The sequence below is a fragment of the Geothrix sp. 21YS21S-4 genome (assembly GCF_030845995.1).
Lineage (GTDB): Bacteria > Acidobacteriota > Holophagae > Holophagales > Holophagaceae > Geothrix.
The window spans coordinates 2927568-2954262 of record NZ_CP132719.1; the positions used below are offsets into that span (position 1 = coordinate 2927568).

The window sequence follows — 26695 nt, forward strand, 5'->3', positions numbered from 1 at the left end:
CAAGCTGCATGGCATCGCACGGCCTCGGAACGAGGTGAACGTCAGGAGATGCCATGACCACGCCGACCCTCAAGACCAATCAGGTGGAGCTAGACGCTTTCGCCCCCTCCAGCACCTACACGCTTCTGCGGCTCCCTGCCGTGCTGAAGGCCCGAGGCCGGTCCCGCAGCTCCCACTATGCCGACATCAAGCAGGGGCTATTTACACGCCAGGTCAACCTGAGGGTTCACTGTGTTGGCTGGCCCGAGCACGAGGTCATGGCCCTGAACGCGGCTCGCATTGCGGGAAAGACTGACCAGGAGATCCGGGACCTGGTGCAGCACCTGGAGGCCCATCGGAAACGAGGCACCTGAACTGCCGAGATCGGCAATTCAACCAGAAGACGCAATGAAGTGAATTGAAGGTCTGCGCTGAGGGGCGTGACCAGGGTCCGGGGCTCGCCCCTGCCCAAGTGGCGGGGATGCAGGGCCGCCCCGGAGGGAGCCGTGGTCAAACTTGACAGTAGAGCAAGCTGGAAACCGCCCATCGAGCGTCGAAAAGAAGTCCTGGACCTGGCGGACCGTCTGGAGGACCTCGGCACCTTCCCCGACCAGGTGAAACGCCTGCGCTGCTGTGGGCTGATCTGGACGGTGGCCCACAGCGGGCAGAGAAACCTCCCATGCAACCAGAGATTCTGCCCACTGTGCCGCCCGCGCTGGCGTCAACGGGAGTTTCGGAAGTGGTGGCCTAAAATTGCTTCGATCTCAGGTCAACAGGGTGAGGTGGTGGCCTTGACGCTGACCCGCCCGCTTCGAAGTGGGACTTTGGTCGAGCAGAAGACAGCCTTGCGAAAAGCCGCAGCCAGGCTATTCCACCGGCAGCCGTGGAAGGGGGCATCGGGCTTCATCAATCAAGTGGGCATCCTCCTGGTGGTGGAGATCGGCACGGAGGGGCCCCACAACGGCCTGCCCCACCTGCACCTGCTGGTGGTCGGCTTAGAGCCCGGCTTGGCCCTCGCGGCGGCCCAGTGGCTCAGAGATACCTGGTTGGAGGTGAACCCCGACGCCAGCCCTTTGGGGCAGGATTTTTCACTTTGCAGTGGGCCCAAGGGATTTGGAGCCTGGCTCAACTACATCCTGAAAGGGTTCACCATCGCCCCCACCTGGAGCGACGAGCGCCTTGAGGCCATGCTGGAGGCGTTGACCGATGGGAGTCACCGCCTGACCTCTTCCGGCCTGCTCAGTCCGCGAAAGGGCAAGCCCCGCTCCACGGCCAAGGCTCGTCTGAAGACCCACCAAGCAGCTTCTGTCGAAGTGAGTTTCGGACATGAAGGTATCGACACTTCGCGACAATAACTGTCGACACCCATGATTAAAAAATCATCGACTGTCGACGACTTTTCGCGTGTTTCTTCTCACGCTTCCGGGTTTGATCGAAGCATCGTCCTTCAAAACCCGGAGCACCCGAATGAGCATCCACCCGCGCCCAGGCGAGTACGGCCAGCCCGTGACGATCAAGCATCCACATACCCCCACGCCGCTGGCCACCTGGAGCGACCCGACCGCCGTAGCCACCGCCGTCCCCGACGGGCCCATGCCGCCGATGATTAACGAGGTTCCCCTCATTCCGCTTGGCGACCCTCTTCCCGGTCGCGCTGACTGGGAGGAGCGGGCGCAGGAGATGGATTTCGAGGAACCGCCCTTCGACGGGGAGGGGTCAAAGCCTGCGGCGGGAGCCGTGGTGGTGGAACCGGACGGCCGCCTATGGCTCGTGTCCCCAACGAACGAATACGGCCATTGCAAAACCACCTTCCCGAAGGGTAAAGCCCACGGCATGAGCCTCAAGGCCACGGCCTTGAAGGAGGTCTTCGAGGAGGCGGGCCTCCAAGTTGAGCTCTTCGACCACCTCGTCGACGTGACGAAGACCACCTCCCGCACCCGCTACTATCTGGCCCGCCGGAAGGGTGGTAGCCCCGCAAGCATGTGCTGGGAGATGCAATCGGTCCACTTGGTGCCGCTGGAAAAGGCCAAGGAGATGCTGAATCAGCCGGTCGACCACCAGATCATCGACACCCTGATCGAGCATTGGCCAAGCTGGGCCGGTTGGTTTTTCCGACGCAACGGCGAGGCCCCTGCCTGGGAGGCAGCCAAAAGCGGTCGGACACCAGCAAGCCGCAAAGACTGGCTCACTCTTCCGCTCCCGACGAGGCGGGCACGTATTCCGCTGGACATTCGACTTGACGCGAGTGAATCCAACAATCTGAAGCTGGGCCTCGTGCCCCAGAGGATGGAGCAGAAGTGGTTCGCCTACTTCGAGGGCGATATCCTCCACGAGCATCGAAGCTGGACCGGGTTCTGCATCAGCGAAATCCATTTCCAACCCGACGGTGATGGGCTCCGGGCGACCTACGCTGACGTGAACCGGCAGACAGGTCGGTACGAATGCACTGATGACGCCGAGGATGCCCGCCTCCTCACCGAACGCATCCGGCAACTCGCCCACATCACCGAAGAAGATCGGAACGCTGAGGATTCCTTTGTCGCCGGGTTAAAAGCATCCTTGGTGCCGAACTACCTGGGCGACCCCAAGGTGGTCGGCAGGCTCGTGGAGAGCTACCTCCAGGCCGTGCTGGACCAGCATGTGGCCTCGAACCAAGGTGGAGATGTCCAGGCCGCCCACGCGGCATTCATGGACCAGAACAAGGCCCTGGCGCGCATTTTCGCGGGCGACGACTCGACTTACCAAACCATCGGCATCTGGAACACGGCTGGCTCGCTGGGAACACTCGCCATCAAGGCTCTGGACCTGGACCCGGCCTACTATGCCGATGAGAACCTCCTTTGCATCCTTTCAGAAGGACTGGCTGGGGTGGCCATCTGCTTGCGCGAGATGACCACGGCCTTTGAGGCAGACCCCCAGGCCGAGTTCAAAAGAGACTTCCTGCCCCAAATCCAGAGGCTCGCGCAATTCACAGCCTCGGTGCTCATGGGCACCCAGGCTGTACTGTTTCCCGAGCTGTCCCTCCGCGCCTTCACCTATGTGCAGGCAATTCCTAAACCGAAGGTGCCTGGGTTGTTTGACACCCCCATAGACATCGACAACACGCAAGAGGAAGAGGAGGAGAAAGGCCAGGCCGACGAGGACATGACCCCCGACGAGATTGACGAACTTCGGATCGCTTTTGATCTCGCGCCGCTCAACGGCAAGCCCACACATGGAGGAGGAGGTTCATCGGAGCCTACCTTGAACAAGATGGGCAGGCCCATCACGCTTCCGGGCCCCATCGGCGCCCTCGCGAAGAAGGTCGGGGGCGTCGGCGCCCTCGCTGATGAGTTGGGGATCTCACCCCGAACCGTCCGGCGTTGGGCTACGGATGGTGTGATTCCCAAGATGGGCTTGAAGGTACTGAAGCACCCGTTTGAGCAGCATGCCGTTGATCTGGAGGGGCTCGTGGACACCTCGGTCAAGGAGTAGCCGATGTGGATCTTCACGCCGTCATCGTTTCTTTCGATTGTCGACAAGGGTGGTGATGGGAGCACCCTGCTGATCCGGGCCCGCCGAGAGGGCGAGATCGAAGCCCACTTCCCGGAGGTCGTGGTCGAGACCACGCCCCGCAATGACTATCTCTACCGGGCCAGGATCGACCGGGAGCGCGTGGCACAAACCATGGCCGAAATCATTCGAAAATTGCATCACCCCAACTACAAAGCAGCGATCAAAGGCCCAGACCTCCATGACTCCTGCATGGAGGTCTGGGACGTGATGTATCGCTACCAGAACCGGCACCGGAAACAGTGAGCGCAGCGAGAACTCGTCGACATCAAGTCGACATCAAGGAGAAGCCATGGAATGGAAGGTCAGGAAGGGCGGGGACGAATATCCCTGCCCCGATATCCCCACCCTCAAGCAGTGGGCCACCGAGGGCCGAATTCTGAAGGAGGACTACATCTTCAACCCTGTCCTTAGGCAATGGCTCTACGCCCGTGACGTGGCCGAAATTCAACCGAATTTCATCAAGACCACGAACCAAGCCCAGGCCCAGCACTTGAAGAAGGTCGCCACCGCGTTGGCGATCCTGGGCGTGATCTTCCTGGTGCTCTCCCCGCCCTTTGGCGGGCTGCTCCTTCTGGCGGCGGCGACCTGTGCCGTGGTCCACCATGTGAAGGCGGGAACGGTCATCTAGGGTCTCACTCTTCTACGGCTGCGGAGGCATCATGGCTGGCAATAAGCACCACTTCCTTCCTCGATTCCTGATGAAGGGCTTTGCAAGCAGAATTGAAGAAAAGAAGGTCTTCGTCTGGCTATACCGTAAGAACGCCGCCCCCCGGGAAGAAAGCACTCGCAATATCGGACACGAAAAGGGCTTCTACAGAACCGGACAGGACACCGCAGACCCCGAGATTACGGCCGCTGAGAGGCCCATGGTGGAGCTTGTCGATCACCTACGGGACCTGCCTACCGGAAGCGCAGCCGATGGTATGGGCGTACCTGAAATGGTCGCCCACTTCGTGACCCGCACCAGGCACATACGTGATTCTGTCGAGGCCCTCGGAGATATCGCGCTTGAACGATTCGATGATTTTCTGGCATCCGGTCAGGACTTCATGCGCATGGTGCTGAATTCTCCGAAGACTAAGCAGCAGATCCTGGCGGGGACCCCAGCATTTCTACGTCCGATGGCCATGCAGGACTTTCCCAGTTTACTCAAGAGATTTGAGGAAGAGTGTGGACCAGCGCTTCAGGCCATGATTCTTGATGCCATGTCTCAGACCCGAAAGAGAATCCCCGTGCTGGTGAAGAAAACCCATGTGGAACTACTGCGAAGGGAATTGGCCCCCGAGGCGCGAGTGGCGAACTACCGCAAGCTGTCGTGGTCTGTGATCGACGTTCCGTCCCCGATGATTCTCGGTGATGTGGGTGTGCTCTTCGAAACAGGAGGGACCCGTCGATACAAACCCTATGACGAGAAGGGCGACCTGCTGATGGGGGCGTATCTCCCGATCACGAGCCAACGGCTGCTGGTGGGACTCCTCCCTGACCGACCTCCAACATCATCTCCGGAAGAAATACGCGCCGCCTATGCGAGGGCTTGTAGGGAGTTTTTCGTGGGGAGCGCCCAATCCGAGGAGTTGAAGCAGCTTCAGCCGCTACTCGGAACCGAGTCCGAAATGATGAGTCTTGATGAGGTGGACAGAGCTTTCAAAGAGTGGATGTTAGAGGCATCGGCTGACCTGGCTGGCAACGATGCACTGGAATGAAGCTCCCTATTGATTTCGAAATTATTCACGAGAGGAAAGTATGAGTGGATTCGATAGCGGTCGTAAGCGATCTCTGCATGCCAAGCCTATGACCTCGCACCTCCGGGCCATCGACATCCGCAAGTGGCAGCGCGAAGGACTTCTCCGACCTGGTTTTTCGTTTACGCGGACATGGCATCAGTGCGGTGAACTTCTGGCCCAAATCCAGGTCCACCCCATGGGCGACCATCTTCAGATCGCCTATAGCACCGGACCCTGCAAAGAACCTGGACCCGTACAGCATGACGTCATCCACGTGGTCCGCACGACCTGTCACCTGGGCGGGCACCGGCCGTGGTTCCTATGCCCCCGCCCCGGTTGCGGACGCCACGTGGCCTTGCTCTACGAGTGTGGGGGCTTCGCCTGTCGCCAGTGCCTCGATCTCGTCTACCCAAGTCAGCGGGAGTCGGCTGCGGGACGTGCCCTTCGAAAGGCCGAGCGGGTCCGCCAGCGCCTCGGTTGGGAGCCCTTATTCCGTCCCCCTCTGAGGTTGGACAGGCAATAAGGAGCCGAGAAGGATGATATCCAGCCGCCAGGGTGCGAAGCGATGGGAGGCCGTAGGCCGACCGAAGCGAAGCACCCTGGCGCGGCGGCTCCGGAGGGCTCAGGTCCTTCACCAGGAGAACCCCTATGTCCCAAACCCAACCCCTCCCCGAAGGGAATATCCAGCGATGGACGGCCAAAAGGAAGGCCGCCGTCGTTCTGGACCTGATCAAGGGAAAGATCACGGCCGCCGATGCCGCCCGCCAGCACGGGCTGACCGTGGCCGAGTTGGAGCAGTGGAAGGACGACTTCCTCAGCCAGGGCACGGAGGCCCTGCGCACCCACCCACGGGACCGCGAGGCCCAGTGGGAGGCCGAGAAGCAGCGCCTGCAAGCCAAGGTCGGCGAGCTGGCGCTGGAGGTGGACATCCTAAAAAAAGCGCATCGCATTCTCGGCAAGGACTTGCCGGAAGGGATCTCGTGAATGCGGTGCGGTGCGATGTGCTGGAGGCGGGGATGGAGATCCCGATGACTCGCCTCTGCCGGGTGCTCGGTGTGCCGCGCTCCACGGTCTACCACCAGCCCAAGGTGGAGAAGCTGCATCGCCCGGTGGACGAGGCCCTGGCCAGGACCGTCCACGAGATCATCCAGGCCCACCCGACCTTCGGCATCCGGCGGGTATGGGCCTGGTTGAGGTATCGCCTGGGTCAGTCCACCAATCGCAAGAAGATCCACCGCCTCATGCGGATCAAGGGCTGGAGCTGCCGCCAGCGGGCCGTGGGGAAGCGCCCAAGGGTGCCGGGGTCGAAATCCATTGCCCCGTTCCCCAACCAGCGCTGGTCCACGGACATCGCCCTGGTGGAATGCGGGGTTGATGGTTGGTGCGCGTTCGTGCCCGTCCTGGACTGCTGCACCCGCGAAGTCCTGGGCTGGAGCCTGGATCGAACGGCCAGGGCCCAGAATGCGGAACGCGCTCTGGAAGAAGCCCTGATCCACCGGTTCGGATGGACCCACGGCGCACCGCCGGGCCTCGCCCTCCGCCATGACAATGGCCTCGTGTTCGGCTCCCGGGCCTACCGGGCTCTGGTCAAGGACTACGGCCTGAAGCAGGAATACATCACGCCCTATACCCCCGAGCAGAACGGCTTGTGCGAGCGGTTCATCCGTTCGTTCAAGGAAGAGTGCGCCTGGCTCCACCGGTTCCAGGACATCCGCGAAGCCCGCGCCGTCATCGCCCGATACATCGACCACTTCAACACCCAGAGGCCCCACCAGGCCTTGGCCTACCGGACGCCCCGAGAGGCGTTCCTCAACCCCCAACCCGCTGCCTGATAACCCTCAAACTTGTCCAACAATCAGGGGAGCACTACACCCTGGGAGTGCAGCGCCACGGGTCGCAGGCCGAGAGGCATGCACGAGCGCACATTCAGTCGCTTGCGGGCTCTGCGTGCATGCCTGATGATTCAAGCGCTGGGCGGGGCAAAGCGACGACTGGATTGGATCTCGCGGTCCTTGGATGGCCGAAAATGATCGGAACGACCGGGGAGCCAAGGCCCATCAAGCGGGGGCAACATTGGGGGCAACCCATCAATCACTATTTCAATAACTTGTTTTTATGCTGTAGATACACATTAAATTCGGTAGCCACCACCTCCACCATTTATGAAGATTCGATAAGTTTCATCAAATTTTATAATTACACCTTCTAAATGACTCGCAAATTGTCATTTAGTTCACACCGGGTCCATCAACAAGCCATACATTAGCCTGAATGTTAATCAATCTCGCCAATCCATTAGGACCGATAGTTCTTGTCCCGGGACCCCCCGAAGTACCTGTTAAGTACAGAGAAACGCCAGACGCACCGACGATTGTTTGGTTTCCACCTGTTTCATTATGCAAATAAATAACAGCACCGACAGGCACATACGGGCTCAATATTGAATTCGGGACAGTCACAACAGTAGGTAAATTTGTTAATCTTTTGATTTTTCCACAATCTGTTTGCGACAGAGCATAAGTTGTTTTCGTGACTTTCTCTGTACCAAAAACAGCGCCAGGATTACTCCAAGGTTCGGCGGCTAATAAATTAGGATTTGTTATTTGTACCCTACGTCCATCATCATTTGAAGAAGGAATAGACAAGGGGACAAAACCAGAAGCGGTATTATGCCATTGATTCCCGTAATCATTCTGTTCAATCATCAAATGACCATCAACAATCCCCCCATAAACAACGTGATCTATAGTCCAATCAATATATCTAACATTGGAGTCAAAAACTTTAACCATAGGAATATTATGACCGTGAAAATTTATATAAGCATTTTTCACAACAATTCCTTGCGGAAAATACAAATTCCCTCCAATGGTTTTGCTCACTGTAGTAATGTATGCTAAAGCATTATTTGCCATTTCAGCATAAACACTATCAATGATTATATCTTGAGCATCTGGTGTAAGAATTATCCCATAACTACTATTAACAAATGATCCACCCAAAATTCTTGACCCAGTTCCGCTAATTTGTGCATAAACCCCTAAATCAATATCATTATAAGCAGCCATAAAACAATTGCTGATTGTAACTCTTGAGTTTCCGCCGTCAGATACCCCGGCAGGACTGACACCAATTATTCCAATAAAATTCGCATTAGCATCATTTCTATCTACAGTATACATACGAACATTTTCAATTACGGCGTCCCATATATTGTCATATCCATAAATACAGTAATTACTCCCGCCAGCACCACTCCCAAAGTCCTTGAAGACAACGTTTATTATTCTCGGGCTAAGAACAAATGGTCGCAAGAAAATACCATGAATAGCGGCCTTTGTACTAGTTATTCTAAGGCCATCTACGGTATAGTGCGCATTTGAATAAGGATATAAGCCGGTATTTAAATTTCCTAAATCAATGGCGTTTCCACTCCCCGTGTAATAGAGCGTAGCATCTCCATTAGAAAACAAGTAAACGGGAGTTTGAAAGTCTAACCCGCCAGAATACTGGTAAGTCCCCATCGGGAAATAAATCCCAATAGGCTTACCGCCCTGAACAACATATTGAGAATTCACCCATTCCGATAATAACTTAAAAGCAGAAGCATTGTCATTGGCAGTCGTATTTACTCCCCAGTCCAACACATTGATGGGAGCGCCATTAATCATTGCGTAAGATATTGAATTGGAGGATAGATCTCTCCCAAAACAGGGCATGGTTATTGTTGCCATTAAAGCAAAAACCACAGTTATAAGTCGTTTGAACATGATCACCCCATTAATAAATTAAAACGATTTAAAAAACAAGCCTTTGTGGAAGCTCTTGCTTACAAATTATTTCATCTCCGTTAGTCTGAGTAGTCTTAATAAACTCACTGTCAGTCGCCTCTTCTCGGAAAGTCTCCCCCCACTGCACTCTGAGTTGCCATGTTCCCCCAATATGGCTTTACGCAACACCCCAAAAAGGAGCAAATACAATAGACAAATAACGAGAGGCAGGATGGGGGACATCGGAATCAGGGGAATCCGGTTGATACTGCTGCGGACCTAGGATGGTGAACTATCCCAGCTTCAAAGATCCGACGACTTTGTAAGTCCGATAGGGCGCAGTCCAGTCGCTGTACGAAAAACCGTCGTCATCGTCGGAATGCTGAATGACGCCATCCAGCGAGATGTGCTCGATGATTCTGAGCTTCCTCATGCGAGCCTCCACCTTCTTGGCTTGAGATTTCGAGAATATCTTCATCCTCGCTAAGTCAGCTGAAAGCTACCGTGGACGCTTTACCAAATCAGTTTGCGGATCCTGTCTCGAAAGGAGACACCATGACCAACGCTGTAGCCAACCTTCAGACGGCACTCCAACAGGCGATGGTGGGCCGGCCGAAGGCGGGGGGATTCCCCTACCTGGCCGAGACCCTGCGCCGGGCGGAGGTCCGGCGGAACCGGTGGGCCCTGCCCTCCTGCCAGAGCACCTACTGGACGGGGCTGGGCGCGGTGGTGATGCAGGGGCAGCCTCTGGCGCTGGGCGCGCTGGAAGTTCCTCCGTTCGATGAGGAAGCCCTCGTCGCGGCCCTGCGGCGGGACCAAGCGGGCGAGGGCAGCTTCCCGGAATTCCTGGCGGCGGCGTGGCGGGCGGGGGTGATCGACTACGACGTGGACTTCGAGGGGCGGACCGTCACCTACCGCGGCGCCAGCGGCGAAAGCTACGTGGAGGCCTATCCGGCGGTGGACGTTCCCTAGCCTTTCCGAAGCAACCCGCCCACGGCGGCCCGTCGGTACGCGAAGGCGGGGGCCGAAGCCCCCGCCTTTGGTTCGTTGGAAGAGTGCGCCCTATTCCGCTTCGCCGGCCAGCACCGGCACTTCCGCGACGGCCACGGCGGTGGTGACGGGAGCGGACTTGGCGGAGCGGCCGATGTTGGCGTGGAACTTCTCCCAATCGATTTCCTTCTCCCAGCTGGCCATGACCACGGCGGCGATGCAGTTGCCGATGTGGTTGGTGATGGCGCGGGCCTCGGACATGAACTTGTCGATGCCGAGGATCAGGGCCATGCCCGCCACGGGGATCCCGGGGACGACGGCGAGGGTGGCGGCGAGGGTGATGAAGCCCGAGCCGGTGACGCCGGCGGCGCCCTTACTGGTGATCATGGCCACCACGAGGATGCCGAGCTGCTGGCCGAGGGTCAGCTCGATGCCCAGGGCCTGGGCGATGAACAGCGAGGCCAGGGTCATGTAGATGTTCGTGCCGTCCAGGTTGAAGGAGTAACCGGTGGGGATGACCAGGCCGACGATGGACTTGGACAGGCCGATCTTCTCCATCTTCTCCATCAGGGGGATCAGGGCGGATTCGGAGGAGCTGGTGGCCATCACGAGCAGGAGCTCGTCCTTGATGTAGCTCACCACCTTGAAGATGTTGAATCCGGCGATGCGGGCGATGGCCCCGAGCACCACGAACACGAACAGGGCGCAGGTGGCGTAGAACAGGAAGATCAGCTGGGCCATGGGCACCAGGGACTTCAGCCCGAACTTGCCGATGGTGTAGGCGATGGCGGCGCCGGCGCCGAGGGGGGCCAGGTAGAGGATCTGGTGCATGACGCCGAAGAAGGCCTTGCTGAGGTTCTCCAGGAAGCCGATGAGGGGCGCTTTGTGCTTCTCGTTGAGGGCGGCCACCGCGAACCCGAGCAGGACGGAGATCAGCAGCACCTGCAGGATGTCGCCGTCGGTGAAGGCGCTGAACATGGTCTTGGGGATCATTTTCAGGAGGTGATCCGCCACGGTCATGTGCTGCGCCTGGGTCACGTAGTTGGCCACCAGCTTGGGATCAAGCTTGGCGGGATCGGCGTGGAAGCTGCGGCCGGGGCCGAACAGGTTGGCCATCACGAGGCCCACCACCAGCGCCAGGGTGCTCACCACCTCGAAGTACAGGATCGCCTTCCCGCCCACGCGGCCGGCCTTCTTGATGCTGCCGGAGCCCGCGATGCCCAGCACGACGCTGCACAGGATCACCGGGGGGATCAGCATCTTGATCAGGCTGATGAACCCGTCGGCGAAGGGCTGCATCTTGACGGCGACCACCGGGTAGAAGTGCCCCAGGATCGCCCCGAGAATGATCATCAGGGCGACCCAGTTGTAGAGTTTGGTTGCGGCGCGCTTGAGCATGGTGAAGGTCCTTTCAGCGGATCCGGGCATGGAAACCGGCGGCCCCAGAAACAGGGCCGGATGGAGACGCGGTGGGAAAGATGCCGGACGGCGATGGGAACGAAGGACCCGGGTGCCGGACTGGCGTACTACACATATGACCTACGGGTAGGTTTGATCATTCTGGGCTAGCCCCTCCGGGGCCGGCCGTTCTGGAAGTTGATTTCGGGAATTGAAACTTTTGAAAGCGCCGGTCTGACCACCCTCACAGGAGGCGCTGGACCTCGCGCAGATGGGCCTTCTGGAGGGTGAAGCGGTGGACGGGCCGCCCGCCCGTGCCGTAGCCCGGCTCCATCCGCAGGACATGGAGGGCGGCCAGGAACTCGAAGTACTTCCGCACCGAGACGCGCGACAGGCCGACCTGCTGGCCGATCTCCTCGCTGGTGAACCAGGGGGAGGCCTCCGGCCACGCGAGGATGGCCCGCAGCACGCGGTCCAGGGTGTTCCGGTCCAGGCCCTTGGGAAGGCCCGCGGCCCTCGCCGGTTCCGCCGGGCGGCGGCCCAGGTGCTTGTCCAACTCCGTCTGGTCCAGGGCCTGGCCCTCGCGGATGCGGTGGCGGGTCTCGCGGTAGCGCTCCAGCGCCTGCTTCAGCCGCTCGAACTCGAAGGGCTTGATCAGGTAGTCCACGGCGCCCAGCTTCAGCGCCCGGTCGATGGTGGCCGTGTCCCGGGCGGCGGTCACGAAGATCACGTCGACGTCCACGCCCGCCCGGCGGATCTCCTCCATGAGTTCGATCCCGCTCTGGCCGGGCATGAAGATGTCCAGCAAGAGCAGATCCACGGGCCGGCTGCGCAGCAGCTCCAGCGCCTCCGGCGCGCTCCGCACCAGGGCCACGGCCTCGAAGCCCTTCACCCGGGTCAGGTAGATCCGGTTCAGCTCGGCCACCATGGGATCGTCTTCCACCAGCAGGACGCGGATCATGCCTCCTCCCCCGGGAACAGGCGGAGCGACGCTGTGAAGAGGGCGCCGCCCTCCTCGCGGTTCCGGGCCTCCAGGCGGCCTCCGCGGGCTTCGACGGTGCGGGCCGCCTGCCACAGGCCGAAACCGCGGTTCTCGCCCTTGGTGGAGAACCCCAGCGTGAAGGCCCGGGCGAGGACGTCCTCGGGCAGGCCCGGCCCCGTGTCGGCGACGGACAGGTGCACGTCGTCCTCCTCCGGCCGGAGCGAGACCTGGATCTCCCGGTGGGTCCGGTCCCCAATGGCCTCCACGGCGTTCTCCAGGAGGTTGCCGAGGACGGTGACGAGGTCGTGGGACGCGGCGCCGTCGGGACAGGGCGGCAACGACGCGTCCTCGTCGAGGCGCATCAGGATGTTCTGCTCCCGGGCGGAGGCGAACCGCGCGAGCAGGAAGCCCGCCACCACCGGATCCTTGATGCGCTGAACCACGAAGCCCACCTCGTCGTCCAGCCGCCCGGCCACGCCGGTGATGTAGGTCTCCAGCCGCTCGTACTCCTCCAGCTTCACCAGCCCGAGGATCACGTGGAGCTTGTTCATGAACTCGTGGGTCTGGGCCCGCAGGGCATCAGCGTAGAACCGGACCCCGGTGAGCTGCTCCGCCAGGCGGTTCACTTCGGTCTTGTCGCGGAAGGTGGCGAGCGCTCCCGCGATGCGGCCCTCCACCAGCACGGGGACGCGGTTCGTGAGGATGGGCAGGCCCAGGATGTCGCCTTCCTGGTCGTACTCCGCCTGGCCCGTCTCGACCACGCCCCGCAGCCGGGAGCTGGGCAGGACCTCCTCGACGTTGCGGCCCACCAGCTCGCCGTGGCTCCCCGCGCGGGCGAACAGGCGCAGGGCCTCCTCATTGACGATGGTGACGACCAGGTCGCGGTTCACGCCCAGCACGCCCTCGCGCACCGAATGCAGCATGGCGTTCCGCTGCTGGAGGACCGTCGAGATCTCCTGGGGCTCCATGCCCATGAGGATCCCCTTGATCCGGCCGGCGAGATACATCGCGCCCAGGATCCCCGCCGCGAAGCCCACGGCACCGCCGAACAGGATGCGCTTCTGGACGCTGACCACGGCCCGGTCCACGCCGGACATCAGCATTCCCACCGCGACGGCCCCCACCTGCCGCTCGCCATCGCGGACGGGGGTGAACGCGCGGAGCGACACGCCCAGGGTCCCCTGGGCCACGGACAGGTAGGACCGGCCGCGGTAGACGTCCGCGTCGTCGCCCCCGGCGAAGCGGGCGCCGATCTGGGTGGGCGTGGGATGGGACAGCCGGAGGCCGTCCATGCCCATCACCACCACGTAGTCCGTGGCGGATTCCAGCCGGATGCGCTCGGCGAAGGCCTGCACCTCGTCGGGGGAGCGCTTTCCCAGGAGGCCCTCCCGCGCGATGTCGGACTCGGCGACGATGCGGGACAGGAGGACCACCTTCTCGCCGAAAGCCTCCCGGGCCTGCTGCTCCATCTTCCAGTCCACCAGCACGCCGGTGACGAGGAGGGCCAGCCCGAGGATCAGGCTGACCAGGAGGGTGATCCTGGCCCGCAGGCGTATGACGGGGCGCGTCCGGGACATCGTAGGACCATCCTAACCCGCGCCCTGACCTGCACAGGCCCTTGACACCCCCTTGGGCCGGCCGCAGGTTGGCCCTTTCCGCGACGCGCCCGACCGGAGGCCCCATGAGCACCCCGAGGAGCACCCCCGAACCCGCCTGGGATCCCGACTGCGAGATCGTCTCCCGCCGGGTCTTCGCCGCGCCCCGGGAGCGGGTGTTCGCCGCCTGGACCGACCCCGTCCACCTCGCCGTGTGGTGGGGGCCGAAGGGCTTCACCAACACCTTCGAGGCCTTCGAGCCCGTGCCCGGCGGCGCGTGGCGCTTCGTGATGCACGGGCCCGACGGCACCGACTACCCCAACCAGAGCGTGTTCGTGGAGGTGGAGGCCCCCAGCCGCCTCGTGTTCGACCACGTCTCGGGCCACCGCTTCCGGGTGGTGGCCACTTTCGAGGCAGCGGACGGCGGGACGGAGGTGACCTTCCGGATGCGGTTCGAGTCCGCCGAGGCGTGCGCGGAGGTGCGGGACTTCGTGGTCCCTGCGAACGAGGAGAACTTCAACCGCCTGGAGGCGGAACTGGGGCGGATGGGCTGACGGGGATGGCCCTTTGACACTCCGTCAACCCGATTGGGGCGCGGGAGCCTAATCGGGCCCGATTTAGTGCTTCCCATCACCTCTTGAAGGGGGGCCCTCGCCCGCCCCGATTCCAGCGGCTAGAGTCATGTCGTCCCGTTTTCGGACCCCTGAACCACGCCGCGGATGCCCGGGAACGGGCGAGGCGGCACCCCCTCAAGACCCCCTTCGACCGGAGCATAGGCTCCGCCTTCACACCCTCTCCTTCCCGGAGGAACCATGAGCCAGTACGTCAACGAAGTCCTTGAGGGCCTCAAGAAGAAGGCCCCCTGGGAAAGCCTGTTCATCCAGGCGGCCACCGAGATCCTGCATTCCCTGGCGCCGGTCCTCGAGAAGGAGCCCAAGTACAAGAAGAACGCCATCCTCGAGCGCATCCTGGAGCCCGAGCGCGCCATCGGCTTCCGCGTGCCCTGGGTGGACGACAAGGGCCAGATCCGCGTCAATCCGGGCTGGCGCGTGCAGTTCAGCAGCGCCATCGGGCCCTACAAGGGCGGCATCCGGTTCCACCCCAACGTCACCCTCGACACCCTGAAGTTCCTGGGCTTCGAGCAGATCTTCAAGAACAGCCTGACCGGCCTGCCCATGGGCGGCGGCAAGGGCGGCTCCAACTTCGATCCCAACGGCAAGTCCGACGCCGAAGTGATGCGCTTCTGCCAGTCCTTCATGATGGAGCTGTTCCGCCACATCGGCCCCGACACCGACGTGCCGGCCGGCGACATCGGCGTGGGCGGCCGCGAAGTGGGCTACATGTTCGGGATGTACAAGAAGCTCGCCAATGAGTTCACCGGCGTGCTCACCGGCAAGGGCCAGTACTGGGGCGGCAGCCTCATCCGTCCCGAGGCCACCGGCTACGGCGTGGTCTACTTCGCCGAAGAGGCGCTGAAGACCAAGGGCAACAGCATGCAGGGCAAGAAGGTCGCCGTGTCCGGCTTCGGCAACGTCGCCTGGGGCGCCGTCACCAAGGCCACCCAGCTCGGCGCGAAGGTCGTCACCATCTCCGGCCCCGACGGCTACATCTACGACGCCGACGGCATCAGTGGAGAGAAGATCGCCTACATGGAGGAGATGCTCCGCATCGACCGCATGTCCGTGGCCCCCTACGCCCAGCGCTTCAAGACGGCCCAGTTCCACGCCGGCAAGCGCCCCTGGGAGCAGAAGGTCGACGTGGCCCTGCCCTGCGCCATCCAGAACGAGCTGAACCTCGACGAAGCCAAGGGCCTGCTCGCCAACGGCTGCCTGGCCGTGGTGGAAGGCGCCAACATGCCCAGCACCCTGGACGCCGTGGAGTTCTTCCAGGCCAACACGGACAAGATCATCTTCTCCCCCGGCAAGGCCTCCAACGCCGGCGGCGTGGCCACCTCCGGCCTCGAGATGAGCCAGAACTCCATGCGCCTGGGCTGGACCGCCGAGGAAGTGGACGCCCGCCTACACCAGATCATGGTCAACATCCACAAGTCCTGCGTGGACGCCGCGGCCCGCTTCGGCACCCCCGGCAACTACGTCAACGGCGCGAACATCGCCGGCTTCCTCAAGGTGGCCGACTCCATGATCGACCAGGGACTCGTCTAGTCTTTCTCTCCCCGCGAAGGAGGGCCCGCCCGGGCCCTCCTTTCGTTTGTACACTTCCGGCATACGACGAGGCCCCGATGATCAGTCCGGAGTTCAACGAGATCTTCCACAAGTACGCCTCGGACAAGGAGATCTTCCACGACCTGATGCCCCTGCGCGCCCGGGAGATCCTGCTGGTCTCGCCGGCCTTCGACGCCTTCACCCTGGAGCAGGACGGGCTGCTGACGGAGATCCTGTTCGAGGGCTACTACCAGCTCAACATGAGCAATCCGCCGCGGGTGACCAACGTGTCCACGGTGGAGGACGCGCTGGAGACCTGCGCCAGCCGCCACTTCGACATGATCATCGTGATGAGCCGCCTGGGCCAGGGCGGGCACGTGGAGCTGAGCCGGGCCCTGCGGAAGGCCGACACCAAGATCCCCATCTACCTCCTGCTGAACGACAACGTGGAGGTGGGCGCCATGGACCGGCGCCGCCAGGATCTGCTGCGCCACTACGACCAGATCTTCGTGTGGAACGGGAACCCCGAGATCTTCATGGCCATGGTGAAGTTCATGGAGGACCGGGCCAACGTCCAGAACGACACCCGCGTCGGCCTCACCCGCGTGATCCTGCTGGTGGAGGACAGCATCCGCTACTACTCGCGGTACCTGCCCATCCTCTACAGCGAGATCCTCAAGCAGACCACCCGCCTGGCGAAGGACCAGAACCTCGACCGGATGACCCGCACCCTGTCCATGCGGGTGCGGCCCAAGGTGATCCTGGCCACCTCCTATGAAGAGGCGATGGGCTTCTGCGACCGCTACCAGGACTGCCTGCTGTGCGTCATCTCGGACCGAAAGTTCCCCAAGGACGGGGTCCTGGATTCCCAGGCGGGGATCAAGCTCATCCGCGCCCTGAAGGAGCGCATCCCGGACCTGCCAACCCTGCTCCAGTCCTCGGATCCCCTGAAGGAATCCTGGGCCACGGCGCTCAACAGCGGGTTCCTGAACAAGAACTCCTACACGCTGGGCGCGGAGCTTTCGAGCTTCTTCTACGAGCGGCTGGGGTTCGGCGATTTCATCTTCCGCGACCGGGAAGGGGCGGAGATCGCCCGCGCCACCAACATGGAGGACCTGCGCGACAAGCTGCGGATCATCCCCGTGGAAAGCCTCGTCTACCACGCCTCGCGCAACCACTTCTCCGCCTGGATCATGGCCCGCGGCGAAGTCCAGGTGGCCAAGGTCCTGGCGAAGTTCCGGATCTCGGACTACCGCGACCCGGAGGAGATGCGCGCCTTCCTCATCCACGTGGGCGACTACGTCCAACGGATGAAGACGCTCGGAAAGGTCGTCCCCCTCACGGAATCCACGCCCAAGGAGGAGCCCAACATCCTCCGCCTGGCGGCCGGATCCATGGGCGGGAAGGGGCGGGGCGTGGCCTTCACCCACGCCCTCCTGTCCCGGCTGGACCTCGAGCGGCAGATCCCCGGCGCCAACATCCGCATCCCCCGCTCCGCCATCGTGGGGACGGAGGAATTCACCGCGTTCATCAACCGCCACGACCTGCGGCACAGCCTCCAGGAGGACGCCGACGACGACGCCATCAAGCACCGGTTCCTGGCGGGCAGCCTGTCGCCGGAGCTGATGGACAAGCTCCGCCTGTTCCTGTCCCGCCACGCCCAGGTGCCCCTCGCCGTCCGATCGTCGGGGCTGATGGAGGACAGCCTGTCCCATCCCTTCGCGGGGCTGTACAACACCTTCTTCCTGCCCAACAACCACCCCGATCCCGAGGTCTGTCTCGCCCAGGTCGCCGAGGCCATCAAGCTGGTCTACGCGTCGGTGTACTCCAAGGCGTCGCGCTCCTACTTCCAGGCCATCGACTACAAGATCGAGGAAGAACAGATGGCCCTCCTCATCCAGGAGGTCTCGGGCAGCCGGTTCGGCGACCGCTTCTACCCGCACCTGTCCGGCGTGGCCCAGTCCTTCAACTACTACCCCGTGGCCTACACCCAGCCCCAGGATGGGATCGCCAATATCGCCGTGGGCCTGGGGAAGTACGTGGTGGAAGGGGACAAGGCCTACCGGTTCACCCCGGCCTACCCCGAGATGGACGTGGTTCCCCCCAAGGAGCAGCTCCGCACCACCCAGCGGCACTTCTACGCCCTCGACCTGAGCCGCACGTCCATGGACCTCTACGCCGGCGAGGACGCCACCCTGCTCAAGCTGGACATCGCCGAAGCGGAGAAGGACGGCGCCCTCCAGCACTGCGCCTCGGTCTGGGACTGGAATGACGACCGGATCCGCGACGGCCTGGACTATCCCGGGCCGCGCATCGTGAACTTCCGCAACATCCTCAAGTACGACCAGTTCCCGTTGGCGGCCATCCTCCAGCGGCTGCTGCAGCTGGTCCGCGAGGCCATGGAGACGCCCGTGGAGATCGAGTTCGCCGTGAACCTCGATCCCGATCCGGAGAACGGGAAGCCCACCTTCACGCTGCTCCAGATCAAGCACCAGCTCATCGACGGCGGGGACGTGAACCTCTCCGCCGAGGACCTGGATCCCGCCGACCTGTTCCTGTTCTCCGAGCGGTGCGTGGGCAACGGCACCGTCGAGGGGATGCGGGACATCGTGTGGGTGGACCCGGCGGGCTTCGACAAGTTCGAGACGCCCGCCCTGGCCGCGGAGCTGGAGAAGCTCAACGACCGTTTCCGCGCCGAGGCCGGGAAGTACGTCCTGCTGGGCCCCGGCCGCTGGGGGAGCAACGACCGCCACCTGGGGATCCCCATCACCTGGTCGATGATCTCCTGCGCCCAGGTGATCGTGGAGTACGCCATGGAGAACTTCCAGGCGGACGCTTCGCTCGGCTCCCACTTCTTCCACAACGTCACGTCGCTGAACATCGGCTACTTCACCGTGCCCTATCCCCGCGGCACGGCCCTGCTCGACTGGGACTGGCTGCGGGCCCAGCCGGAGGTGTGGCGGTCGGGCTGCCTGGTCCACAGCCGGGTGGAAGAGCCCCTCCACATCGTCATGGACGGCCGGCGCAGCGCCTCGGCGATCTTCAAGCAGGCGCCCCTCCCGCCCGAGCCGGAGCCCGAGCAGGAGGGGTTCGCCTAGCGCGAAGCGGGCCTACTTCACCCGCGCATACTCCATGTCCATCTGCTTGACGAAGGTCCCGCCCTTCGCCTTGACGAACATCGCCATGGTGCGGTGGTCGCGGTCCACCTGGGTGTGCACTTCCTTGTAGGAAGCGGGCTTCCCGGCCTCGTCGTAGCCCTCGAAATACAGGACCTGCTCCCGGCAGTTTCCGCTGCACTGCCCCTTGGTGAGCGCCATCCAGGTGCCGGAGCTGTCCACCCAGCTCCCCACGTGGGCGTTCTGCTGGGTGTCGTACCCGAAGAGCCCGTGGCCCTCGAAGGCCTGGCCCATCATCTCGGCCTTGAGTTCGCTCTTCAGCCAGAGGCCGCCCGCGACGAGCGCGTTGACCTCCGTCCCCTTGGCCACCACCGGCGGCTTCGAGGGATCCATGTACAGCCGCGCCACGGCCGTCCAGGTCCCCGCCTGATCCTTCATGGCGAGGTGGTGGCGGGTGGGCTTGGGGCCTTCCTGGGCCGACAGGACCAGGGCGCATCCGAGGAACAGCGTCAATCCGCGCATGGGAACCTCCTGGCGCCATCCTAGGACTTGCCTGGCTGGGCGCCAATCGGCTTCCGCTAAGCTGGAGGATTCGGAGGGGCGCCTTGATCCACCATCCCGGCAGCGTGTTCGTGGTCTCCGCTCCGTCGGGAGCGGGCAAGTCGACCCTGGTCCACCGGCTGGTCCGGAACGTCCCCGACCTGGTGTTCTCCATTTCCTGCACCACCCGCCAACCCCGGGCGGGCGAGGTGGACGGCCGCGACTACTTCTTCATCGACGACGCCCGGTTCGACGCCATGATCCAGGAAGGCGGCTTCGTGGAGTGGGTGGAGGTCTACGGCCACCGCTACGGCACCGGCCGCGCCTGGCTGGAGGAGGTCCTGGCCAGCGGGCGGGACGTCCTCCTGGATATCGAGACCACCGGCGCCCTCAACCTGCGGCAGGCCATTCCCGATGCGCGGATGATCTTCATCCTCCCCCCGTCGGCGGCGGCCCTGGAGCAGCGCCTGCGCAGCCGCGCCAAGGATTCCGACGAGCAGGTGGGCATCCGGATGCGCCACGCCCGCCACGAGATGGAGCAGTATCCGGCCTACGACTATCTGGTGATGAACGATGACGTGGAACTCGCCTATCGCCAGTTCGAGGGCATCATCCACGCGGCCCGCGCGGAGCGGCCGCGGATGACCCCCCTGGCCCGCCGGATCCTCGAAGGGTTCTGACAAAAGGCCTCGTCGCCCCGTGCCGGAGGCGGGCGTATCCTGGGGAATGACGTTCTCCCGGATCAAGCCCATGGCCCGTTTCATCACGCGCAACTGGATGTGGATGGTCATGGCGGCCACGGTCGCCGTCGCCGGCCCTCTGCTCGCCCGCACCAGCGGAGAGGGCGGACGGCAGCGCAGCCTCGACACCCTGACCGAGATCATGGACCTGGTCCAGAAGCAGACCCCGGAGCCGCCCCCTTCCAAGCAGCTCGCCCACGCCACCATCCAGGGGATGCTGCACACCCTCGACCCCCACTCGAACTACATGGACGAGAGCGAGTTCCGGCTGCTGCGCGAGGAGCAGAAGGGCTCCTTCTTCGGGATCGGGGCCATCATCCAGCAGCACGACCAGGGCATCGCCATCATCAGCCCCATGAAGGGCGGCCCCGCGGAGCGCGTCGGCATCCGCTCCGGCGACATCATCAAGGAGATCGACGGCACCAACACCGAGGGTATGAGCTCCAACGCGGCGCTCCAGAAGCTGCGCGGGGAAAAGGGCACCCTCGTGGAACTGGCCGTCCGCCGCGCGGGGCTCGCGGACCTGATGCGGTTCTCGATCCCCCGGGCCGAAGTGCCCACCAACAGCGTCTACCACAGCTTCATGCTGGATGCCGACACGGGCTTCATCCAGATCAAGGACTTCGGCGAGACCACCTCCGACGAGTTCGAGAAGGCCGTGGCCTCCCTCAAGAAGCAGGGGATGAAGCGCCTCGTCCTCGACCTGCGCTTCAACGGCGGCGGCGTCCTCGACGCGGCCATCGGGATCTGCCGGCAGCTCCTCGGCCCCGACCAGCTCATCGTGAGCCAGAAGGGCCGCGACGGACGCGACGAGAGCCAGACCCGCACCAGCAAAGGCGCCCAGCTCGATCCCTTCCCCCTGGTGGTGCTCATCAACCGCCTGTCCGCCAGCGCCAGCGAGATCGTCACCGGCGCCGTCCAGGATCACGACCGCGGGGTGGTGGTGGGCCAGACGAGCTGGGGCAAGGGCCTGGTCCAGAGCCTCCTGCCCATCAACCGCTCCCGGGGCCTCGCCCTCACCACCGCGCGCTACTACACGCCGTCGGGCCGCAGCATCCAGCGCGACTACACCCATGGCCTGGACGACTACTACAACCCCGAGGACGAGAAGGACACGAAGCCCCAGGGTCCGGCCTTCAAGACCGACCTGGGCCGCACGGTCTACGGCGGCGGCGGGATCAACCCCGACTATTCGCTCCCCGTAGCCAAGGTGAACGAGTTCATGGCCACTTTCCGGTTCCGCCACTCCGCCTTCTTCCGGTTCGCGGTCCACGAGAAGGAGCACTTCGGCGTGCGCCCCGGCCAGCACGCGGACGACGCGGTGATGGCGCGCTTCCGCGCCTGGGCGCAGGAGCAGTCGCTGACCATCTCGGACCAGGACTGGGAGGCCAACGCGGAGGCCATGCGCGAGCAGATCTCCATCGAGATGCAGAACGTCGCCTTCGGCATCGAGGCGGGCTTCAAGATCCAGTGCGAGAAGGACCCCGCCATCCTCAAGGCCCTGGAAGTGATGCCCGAAGCCGAGGGCCTCCTCCGCAAGAAGCAGCTCATCGCCCGCGGCGCCTCCACCACGGTCGCCGCCCTCCGCTGAAGCGAGGCCCGCCATGGACGTCACGCTGCCCGATCACGTCGAAGCCCTGCGGCAGGAAGTCCGGCGGTTCGCCGAGAAGGAGATCCGCCCCCACGTCATGGCCTGGGACGAGGCCAAGACCTTCCCCCTGGACGTGGTGAAGCGCCTGGGCGGGATGGGCCTGATGGGCGTGATCTTCCCGGAGCAGTACGGCGGCGCGGGGATGGGCTATCTGGAATACGCCGTGGCGGTGGAGGAGCTGTCCCGGGTGGACGGGTCCGTCGGCATCACCGTGGCCGCCCACAACAGCCTGTGCAGCAACCACATCTACGCCATGGGCGACGAGCGGCAGAAGCAGGCCTGGCTGCGCCCCCTGGCCAGCGGGCAGGCCATCGGCGCCTGGGGCCTGACGGAGCCCGGCTCCGGCAGCGACGCCGGGGCCCTCGTCACCTCCGGGCGGAAGGAAGGCTCCCACTACGTCCTGAATGGGACCAAGACCTTCATCACCCACGGCACCGTGGGCGACATCTTCGTGGTCATGGCCCGCACCCGCCCGCCCGTGGCGGGCCGCAGCAGCGCCGACGGGATCAGCGCCTTCATCCTGGAGAAGGGCATGAACGGCTTCCGCGCCGGGAAGCAGGAGAACAAGCTGGGCCTCCGGGCCAGCGACACCTCCGAGCTGATCCTGGAGGACGTGAAGGTCCCCGAGGCCAACCTCCTGGGCGACGAGGGCGTGGGCTTCAAGCAGGCCATGAAGACCCTGGACGGCGGCCGGATCAGCATCGGCGCCCTGGGCCTGGGCATGGCGCAGGGCGCCTTCGAGGAGGCCGTGCGCTACAGCAAGCTGCGCCGCACCTTCGGCCGGCCCCTGGCCGACCACCAGGGCATCCAATTCAAGCTGGCCGACATGGGCACGGAGATCGAGGCCGCGCGCCTCCTGATCTACCGCGCCGCGGGCCTCAAGGACCAGGGCCTGCCCTACGCCAAGGCCGCCAGCATGGCCAAGCTCTACAGTTCCGAAGTCGCTTGCCGCGTGGCCAGCGAAGCCGTGCAGATCCTCGGCGGCTACGGCTACACCAAGGACTACCCGGTGGAGAAGTACTACCGGGACGTGAAGCTCTGCACCATCGGCGAGGGCACCAGCGAGATCCAGCGGACGGTCATCGCGCGGTACCTCCAGTCCGAGTACTGATTTTCCGGAGCACCCATGAGACCCCCGATCCTCCTCCTCGCGGCAGCCCTGCCTCTGCTCGCCTCGCGCCCCCTCCAGGTGGACGACCTATTCAAGGTCAAGCGCGTCGGCGATCCCCAGCTCTCCGCCGCCGGGGACCTCGCCTACCAGGTGGGCGCCGTGGACATGACCGCCAACAAGTCCGTCAGTCGGATCTGGTTCCAGCCCGCGGGCGGCCCGGCCAAGGAGCTGGATCTGGGCGGCGGCAGCCAGAGCCGGCCGCGCTTCAGCCCCGACGGGAAGAAGCTGGCCTACCAGTCCGGCAGCCAGGTGTGGGTCGTGGACCTGGGCACGAAGGAGAAGCGCCAGATCACGAAGCTCAGCGGCGGCGCCGAGGGCCAGGTCTGGAGTCCCGACGGCAAGTGGCTGGCCTTCCTCTCCACCACCGTGCCTTCGGGCAGCGACGCGGAGAACGCGGCCTACCTGAAGGCCCAGGAGGAGAGCAAGGTCAAGGCGCGCCACATCAAGACGCTGATGTACCGCCACTGGAACGAATGGAAGGATCCCCAGCAGGTGAGCCATCTCTTCGTGGTGCCCGCCGACGGCAACGCCGCGCCCCGGGACCTCACCGCGGGCCTCGCGACGGACGTTCCCAACTTCGCGGGCGTCTCCGCGGGCGACGGGTTCGGATGGGCCCCCGACAGCAAGGCCCTCGCCTTCGAATCGGCCCCCGAGCAGACCAAGGGCACCAGCACCAACGGCGAGATCTACGAAGTGGCGCTGGCCGGCGGCCCCGCGAAGAAGCTCACCGACAACCCCGCCATGGACAACACGCCCCGCTACTCGCCCGACGGGAAGTCCATCGCCTGGCGCGCCCAGCGCCGCGCGGGCTTCGAGGCGGACCAGTGGGAGCTGCGGATCATGGACCGCGCCACGGGCCAGATCGTCCGCACCACCGCCGCCCTCGACCAGAGCTTCGGCGACTACCAGTGGCAGGGCCAGGATCTCGTCGCCACCAGCGACCAGCAGGGCCACACGGACCTGTTCCGCTGGACCGGCAAGGGGCTCCAGCGCCTCACCACGGGCCTCCATGTGGAAGGCTTCGCCCTGGCGGGCGACCGGGCCGTGATCGCCGCCACCACCCTCGCCACGCCGCCGGACCTGCACAGCCTCGACCTGAAGACCGGCCGCGCGTCGCGCCTCACCGCCCACAATGAAGCGCTCGCCAAGGAACTGGCCCTCAATCCCGGCGAGGACCTGTGGGTGGACACCGTGCCCGTGGACGGCAAGCCCGCGAAGGCCCACGCCTTCATGGTGAAGCCCGTGGGCTTCGATCCCGCCAAGACCTACCCCGTGGCCTTCGTCATCCACGGCGGGCCCCAGGGCGCCTGGGCCGACAGCTGGCACGCGCGGTGGAATGCCCAGGCCTGGGCGGGCCGGGGATTCATCACCGTCCTGCCCAACCCCCGCGGGTCCACGGGCTTCGGCCAGGCCTACACCGACGCCATCAGCGGCGACTGGAACGGCGCCGTGATGACCGACCTGATGAACACCCTGGACGCCGCCCTGAAGCGGTTTCCCAACGCCGATCCCAAGCGCGTGGTGGCTTGCGGCGGCAGCTACGGCGGCTACGCCGTGAACTGGATCGCGGGCCACTACCCCGACCGCTTCGCGGCCTTCGTGGCCCACGCCAGCATCTACAACACCGAGAGCATGCAGATCGGCAGCGAGGAGCTGTGGTTCCCCCGCTGGGAATTCAAGGGCTGGCCCTGGGAGAGCGCCGAGACCCAGGCCCGCTGGCGCGCCCAGAGCCCCAGCAGCGGCGCCGCCAACTTCAAGAAGCCCATGCTCGTGGTCCACGGCGAGCTGGACTACCGCGTCCCCGTCACCGAGGCCTTCCAGCTCTACAACGTCCACCAGGTGTGCGGCATCCCCAGCGAACTGCTCTACTTCCCCGACGAGTTCCACTTCATCGCCAAGCCCCAGAACAGCAAGCTCTGGTACGACACCGTGCTCGGCTGGTGCGAGCGCTGGACGAAGTAGAAGCCCGCTTCAACCGCAGCGCGCGCAGAGGCCTTTTTGGCTCCTCTGCGCGCGCTGTGCGCTAGACCGCTCCCCTAGCGGAAGCCCTTGAGGGCCGCGCCCACCATGATCACCACCGGAATGGTCGCGAGGTAAAGGCACAGCATCACCAGGGTGAAGATGCCCACGTAGCGCCAGAAGGACTTCTGCGCGGCCAGCGCCCCGCGGAGATCGGCGGCCTCGCCGCTGGCCATCAGATCCCCGATGCGGCTGGCGTAGCGGTTGAGGAACAGCACCGGCGGAAGGTGGAGCCCCGCCAGAAGGAGGTAGACCCCGCCCACGGCCATTCCCACGCCGGGGGACGCCTTCCGGGTGGCGATCGCCACCGCCATCCCGATGCAGGAGATCAGCACCATCGCGCCGATGGCGAGGAAGCCCAGCACCGCCATGAAGCGCGCCCACGGCTTGGTCCGGCGCAGCAGCTCGACGAGATCGGGCGAAACGGCCGCGCCGCCCGATCCCCAGGCCGCGCCGGAAGGGAACCCCGCCGACGCGGAAACCGGACCCGGCCCGGCCGCAGATGCCGGAGGAAGGTCCAGCTCGATGCGCACGGGCGCTGCGGAAAGCCCCGGAAACTGCCGGATCGGCGTCCACTCGGCGGTGCCCTCCCGCCACACGAGGTCGTCTCCGCTCAGCGTCCCGTCGGTCACCAGGGCCTTGAGCTGTTCGTCGGTGACGGGCCCTTGCACCTGGCCCTGCTGAAGGTAGTTCCAGAGACTCGCCATGCCGCGCCTTTCCTGTGTCCGCGCCCAAGGGGAGGAGCGCCGGCCCCGGGAAAGCAGGAAGGAACGGGCGGCTCCGAAAAGTTCCTGCATGATGCCACGGCGCGTTCAGGCCCGGGGAATCACGCCTCCGCAGGCGCCCGGATCGGACAGCGCCCGCCACGGTTCCAGCACGAAGGGCCGGCTGAAGGCCCGCGGATGGGGCAGCTCCAGGGTCAGCTCCGCGCCGAGGGCCCGCAGATCCTCCGGCGCGGCCCAGGTCCAGTTTCCGGGCGGACCGTCCGTGGTGATCAGGTCCAGATCCAGCGTCCGGGGCGCGTTCCGCCCCACGCCCCTGTCCCGCCCCGCCGCCAGCTCCAGACGCAGCAGCGCCTCCAGCAGGCGGCGAGGATCGGTCTCCTCCGCTACGAGGATCGCCACGGTGTTGAGGTAGGCCGGCCCGCGCCCCGACTCGTCCGGCGTCTCCATCACCAGCGGCGACGGCACCACCGTCCCCAGCGTCCGAAGCGCCGCCAGCCCCGCGTCGAGGTGCGCCTGGCGATCGCCGAGGTTGGAACCGAGCGCAATAACGGCTTTCATCCTTCAACCCAACAGAAATG

General features: G+C 64.0%; 23 protein-coding genes and 1 pseudogene. 16 read left to right on the plus strand and 8 right to left on the minus strand.

Features of this window, described 5'->3' with window-relative positions; all coding sequences use genetic code 11:
• Window positions 1–53 precede the first annotated feature (53 nt).
• The 8 genes from RAH39_RS13340 to RAH39_RS13375 all read left to right on the plus strand — a co-directional run bounded on the left by RAH39_RS13340 (window position 54) and on the right by RAH39_RS13375 (window position 7090).
• The gene (locus tag RAH39_RS13340) at window positions 54–353 is read left to right on the plus strand and encodes a helix-turn-helix transcriptional regulator (RefSeq protein ID WP_306590619.1); all 300 of its coding nucleotides are present in this window, start codon (window positions 54–56) and stop codon (window positions 351–353) included.
• Window positions 354–485: 132 nt separating this feature from the next.
• Window positions 486–1334 carry a rep family protein gene (locus tag RAH39_RS13345; protein WP_306590620.1) on the plus strand — a complete coding sequence of 283 codons (849 nt, stop codon included), beginning with the start codon at window positions 486–488 and terminating at the stop codon, window positions 1332–1334.
• 112 nt (window positions 1335–1446) lie between these two features.
• Window positions 1447–3453, plus strand: a complete 2007-nt coding sequence (locus tag RAH39_RS13350; RefSeq protein WP_306590621.1) for an NUDIX domain-containing protein — start codon at window positions 1447–1449, stop codon at window positions 3451–3453.
• A gap of 3 nt (window positions 3454–3456) precedes the next feature.
• Window positions 3457–3777, plus strand: a complete 321-nt coding sequence (locus RAH39_RS13355; RefSeq protein WP_306590622.1) for a hypothetical protein — start codon at window positions 3457–3459, stop codon at window positions 3775–3777.
• A gap of 46 nt (window positions 3778–3823) precedes the next feature.
• Window positions 3824–4162, plus strand: coding sequence for a hypothetical protein (locus tag RAH39_RS13360; protein WP_306590623.1), 339 nt, complete (start codon window positions 3824–3826; stop codon window positions 4160–4162).
• A gap of 31 nt (window positions 4163–4193) precedes the next feature.
• Entirely contained in the window at window positions 4194–5237 is a 1044-nt protein-coding gene (locus tag RAH39_RS13365) for a DUF4238 domain-containing protein (RefSeq protein ID WP_306590624.1), read from the plus strand.
• Window positions 5238–5906: 669 nt separating this feature from the next.
• On the plus strand, window positions 5907–6242 hold the full coding sequence (locus tag RAH39_RS13370) for a DUF1153 domain-containing protein (protein ID WP_306590246.1): 336 nt from the start codon (window positions 5907–5909) through the stop codon (window positions 6240–6242).
• Between the two features lie 5 nt (window positions 6243–6247).
• Window positions 6248–7090, plus strand: a complete 843-nt coding sequence (locus tag RAH39_RS13375; protein ID WP_306592119.1) for an IS3 family transposase — start codon at window positions 6248–6250, stop codon at window positions 7088–7090.
• A gap of 396 nt (window positions 7091–7486) precedes the next feature.
• Here the strand turns inward: RAH39_RS13375 and RAH39_RS13380 are convergent, their stop codons facing one another.
• Together RAH39_RS13380 and RAH39_RS13385 are read right to left on the minus strand one after the other, a co-directional pair.
• The gene (locus tag RAH39_RS13380) at window positions 7487–9028 is read right to left on the minus strand and encodes a hypothetical protein (protein ID WP_306590625.1); all 1542 of its coding nucleotides are present in this window, start codon (window positions 9026–9028) and stop codon (window positions 7487–7489) included.
• 325 nt (window positions 9029–9353) lie between these two features.
• Window positions 9354–9461 (minus strand): annotated as a pseudogene (locus tag RAH39_RS13385) (dihydrofolate reductase); the annotation flags it as partial.
• A gap of 122 nt (window positions 9462–9583) precedes the next feature.
• On the opposite strand from RAH39_RS13385, the gene RAH39_RS13390 reads away from it, so the two are divergent.
• Window positions 9584–10000: a DUF1398 domain-containing protein gene (locus RAH39_RS13390; RefSeq protein WP_306590627.1), complete on the plus strand. Its 417-nt coding sequence runs from the start codon at window positions 9584–9586 to the stop codon at window positions 9998–10000.
• Window positions 10001–10090: 90 nt separating this feature from the next.
• On the opposite strand, the gene dctA is transcribed toward RAH39_RS13390, so the two are convergent.
• The 3 genes from dctA to dcuS form a co-directional block, all read right to left on the minus strand.
• Window positions 10091–11416 (minus strand): C4-dicarboxylate transporter DctA, encoded by a 1326-nt coding sequence (gene dctA / locus RAH39_RS13395; protein WP_306590628.1) that lies wholly within the window; start codon window positions 11414–11416, stop codon window positions 10091–10093.
• A gap of 244 nt (window positions 11417–11660) precedes the next feature.
• Entirely contained in the window at window positions 11661–12377 is a 717-nt protein-coding gene (locus RAH39_RS13400) for a response regulator (RefSeq protein ID WP_306590629.1), read from the minus strand.
• Window positions 12374–13975 (minus strand): DcuS/MalK family sensor histidine kinase, encoded by a 1602-nt coding sequence (gene dcuS / locus RAH39_RS13405; protein ID WP_306590630.1) that lies wholly within the window; start codon window positions 13973–13975, stop codon window positions 12374–12376. The genes RAH39_RS13400 and dcuS overlap by 4 nt, the downstream gene beginning before the upstream one ends.
• 104 nt (window positions 13976–14079) lie before the next feature.
• Here dcuS and RAH39_RS13410 point away from each other — a divergent pair, with 104 nt between their 5' ends.
• The 3 genes from RAH39_RS13410 to RAH39_RS13420 all read left to right on the plus strand — a co-directional run bounded on the left by RAH39_RS13410 (window position 14080) and on the right by RAH39_RS13420 (window position 19253).
• Window positions 14080–14547: an SRPBCC family protein gene (locus tag RAH39_RS13410; RefSeq protein WP_306590631.1), complete on the plus strand. Its 468-nt coding sequence runs from the start codon at window positions 14080–14082 to the stop codon at window positions 14545–14547.
• Window positions 14548–14805: 258 nt separating this feature from the next.
• Entirely contained in the window at window positions 14806–16155 is a 1350-nt protein-coding gene (gene gdhA, locus RAH39_RS13415) for an NADP-specific glutamate dehydrogenase (protein WP_306590632.1), read from the plus strand.
• A gap of 77 nt (window positions 16156–16232) precedes the next feature.
• Window positions 16233–19253, plus strand: coding sequence for a PEP/pyruvate-binding domain-containing protein (locus RAH39_RS13420; RefSeq protein WP_306590633.1), 3021 nt, complete (start codon window positions 16233–16235; stop codon window positions 19251–19253).
• 12 nt (window positions 19254–19265) lie between these two features.
• On the opposite strand, the gene RAH39_RS13425 is transcribed toward RAH39_RS13420, so the two are convergent.
• Window positions 19266–19793, minus strand: a complete 528-nt coding sequence (locus tag RAH39_RS13425; protein WP_306590634.1) for a DUF1579 domain-containing protein — start codon at window positions 19791–19793, stop codon at window positions 19266–19268.
• Between the two features lie 83 nt (window positions 19794–19876).
• On the opposite strand from RAH39_RS13425, the gene gmk reads away from it, so the two are divergent.
• The 4 genes from gmk (at window position 19877) to RAH39_RS13445 (ending at window position 25335) form a co-directional block, all read left to right on the plus strand.
• Window positions 19877–20491: a guanylate kinase gene (gene gmk, locus RAH39_RS13430; protein WP_306590635.1), complete on the plus strand. Its 615-nt coding sequence runs from the start codon at window positions 19877–19879 to the stop codon at window positions 20489–20491.
• 70 nt (window positions 20492–20561) lie between these two features.
• Window positions 20562–22142 (plus strand): S41 family peptidase, encoded by a 1581-nt coding sequence (locus RAH39_RS13435; protein ID WP_306590636.1) that lies wholly within the window; start codon window positions 20562–20564, stop codon window positions 22140–22142.
• Window positions 22143–22155: 13 nt separating this feature from the next.
• The gene (locus RAH39_RS13440) at window positions 22156–23313 is read left to right on the plus strand and encodes an acyl-CoA dehydrogenase family protein (protein WP_306590637.1); all 1158 of its coding nucleotides are present in this window, start codon (window positions 22156–22158) and stop codon (window positions 23311–23313) included.
• Between the two features lie 15 nt (window positions 23314–23328).
• The gene (locus RAH39_RS13445; RefSeq protein WP_306590638.1) at window positions 23329–25335 is read left to right on the plus strand and encodes a dipeptidyl-peptidase 5; all 2007 of its coding nucleotides are present in this window, start codon (window positions 23329–23331) and stop codon (window positions 25333–25335) included.
• A gap of 74 nt (window positions 25336–25409) precedes the next feature.
• On the opposite strand, the gene RAH39_RS13450 is transcribed toward RAH39_RS13445, so the two are convergent.
• Window positions 25410–26099, minus strand: a complete 690-nt coding sequence (locus RAH39_RS13450) for a DUF4339 domain-containing protein (RefSeq protein ID WP_306590639.1) — start codon at window positions 26097–26099, stop codon at window positions 25410–25412.
• Window positions 26100–26204: 105 nt separating this feature from the next.
• Window positions 26205–26675, minus strand: coding sequence for a 2-amino-4-hydroxy-6-hydroxymethyldihydropteridine diphosphokinase (gene folK / locus RAH39_RS13455; protein WP_306590640.1), 471 nt, complete (start codon window positions 26673–26675; stop codon window positions 26205–26207).
• Window positions 26676–26695 lie beyond the last annotated feature (20 nt).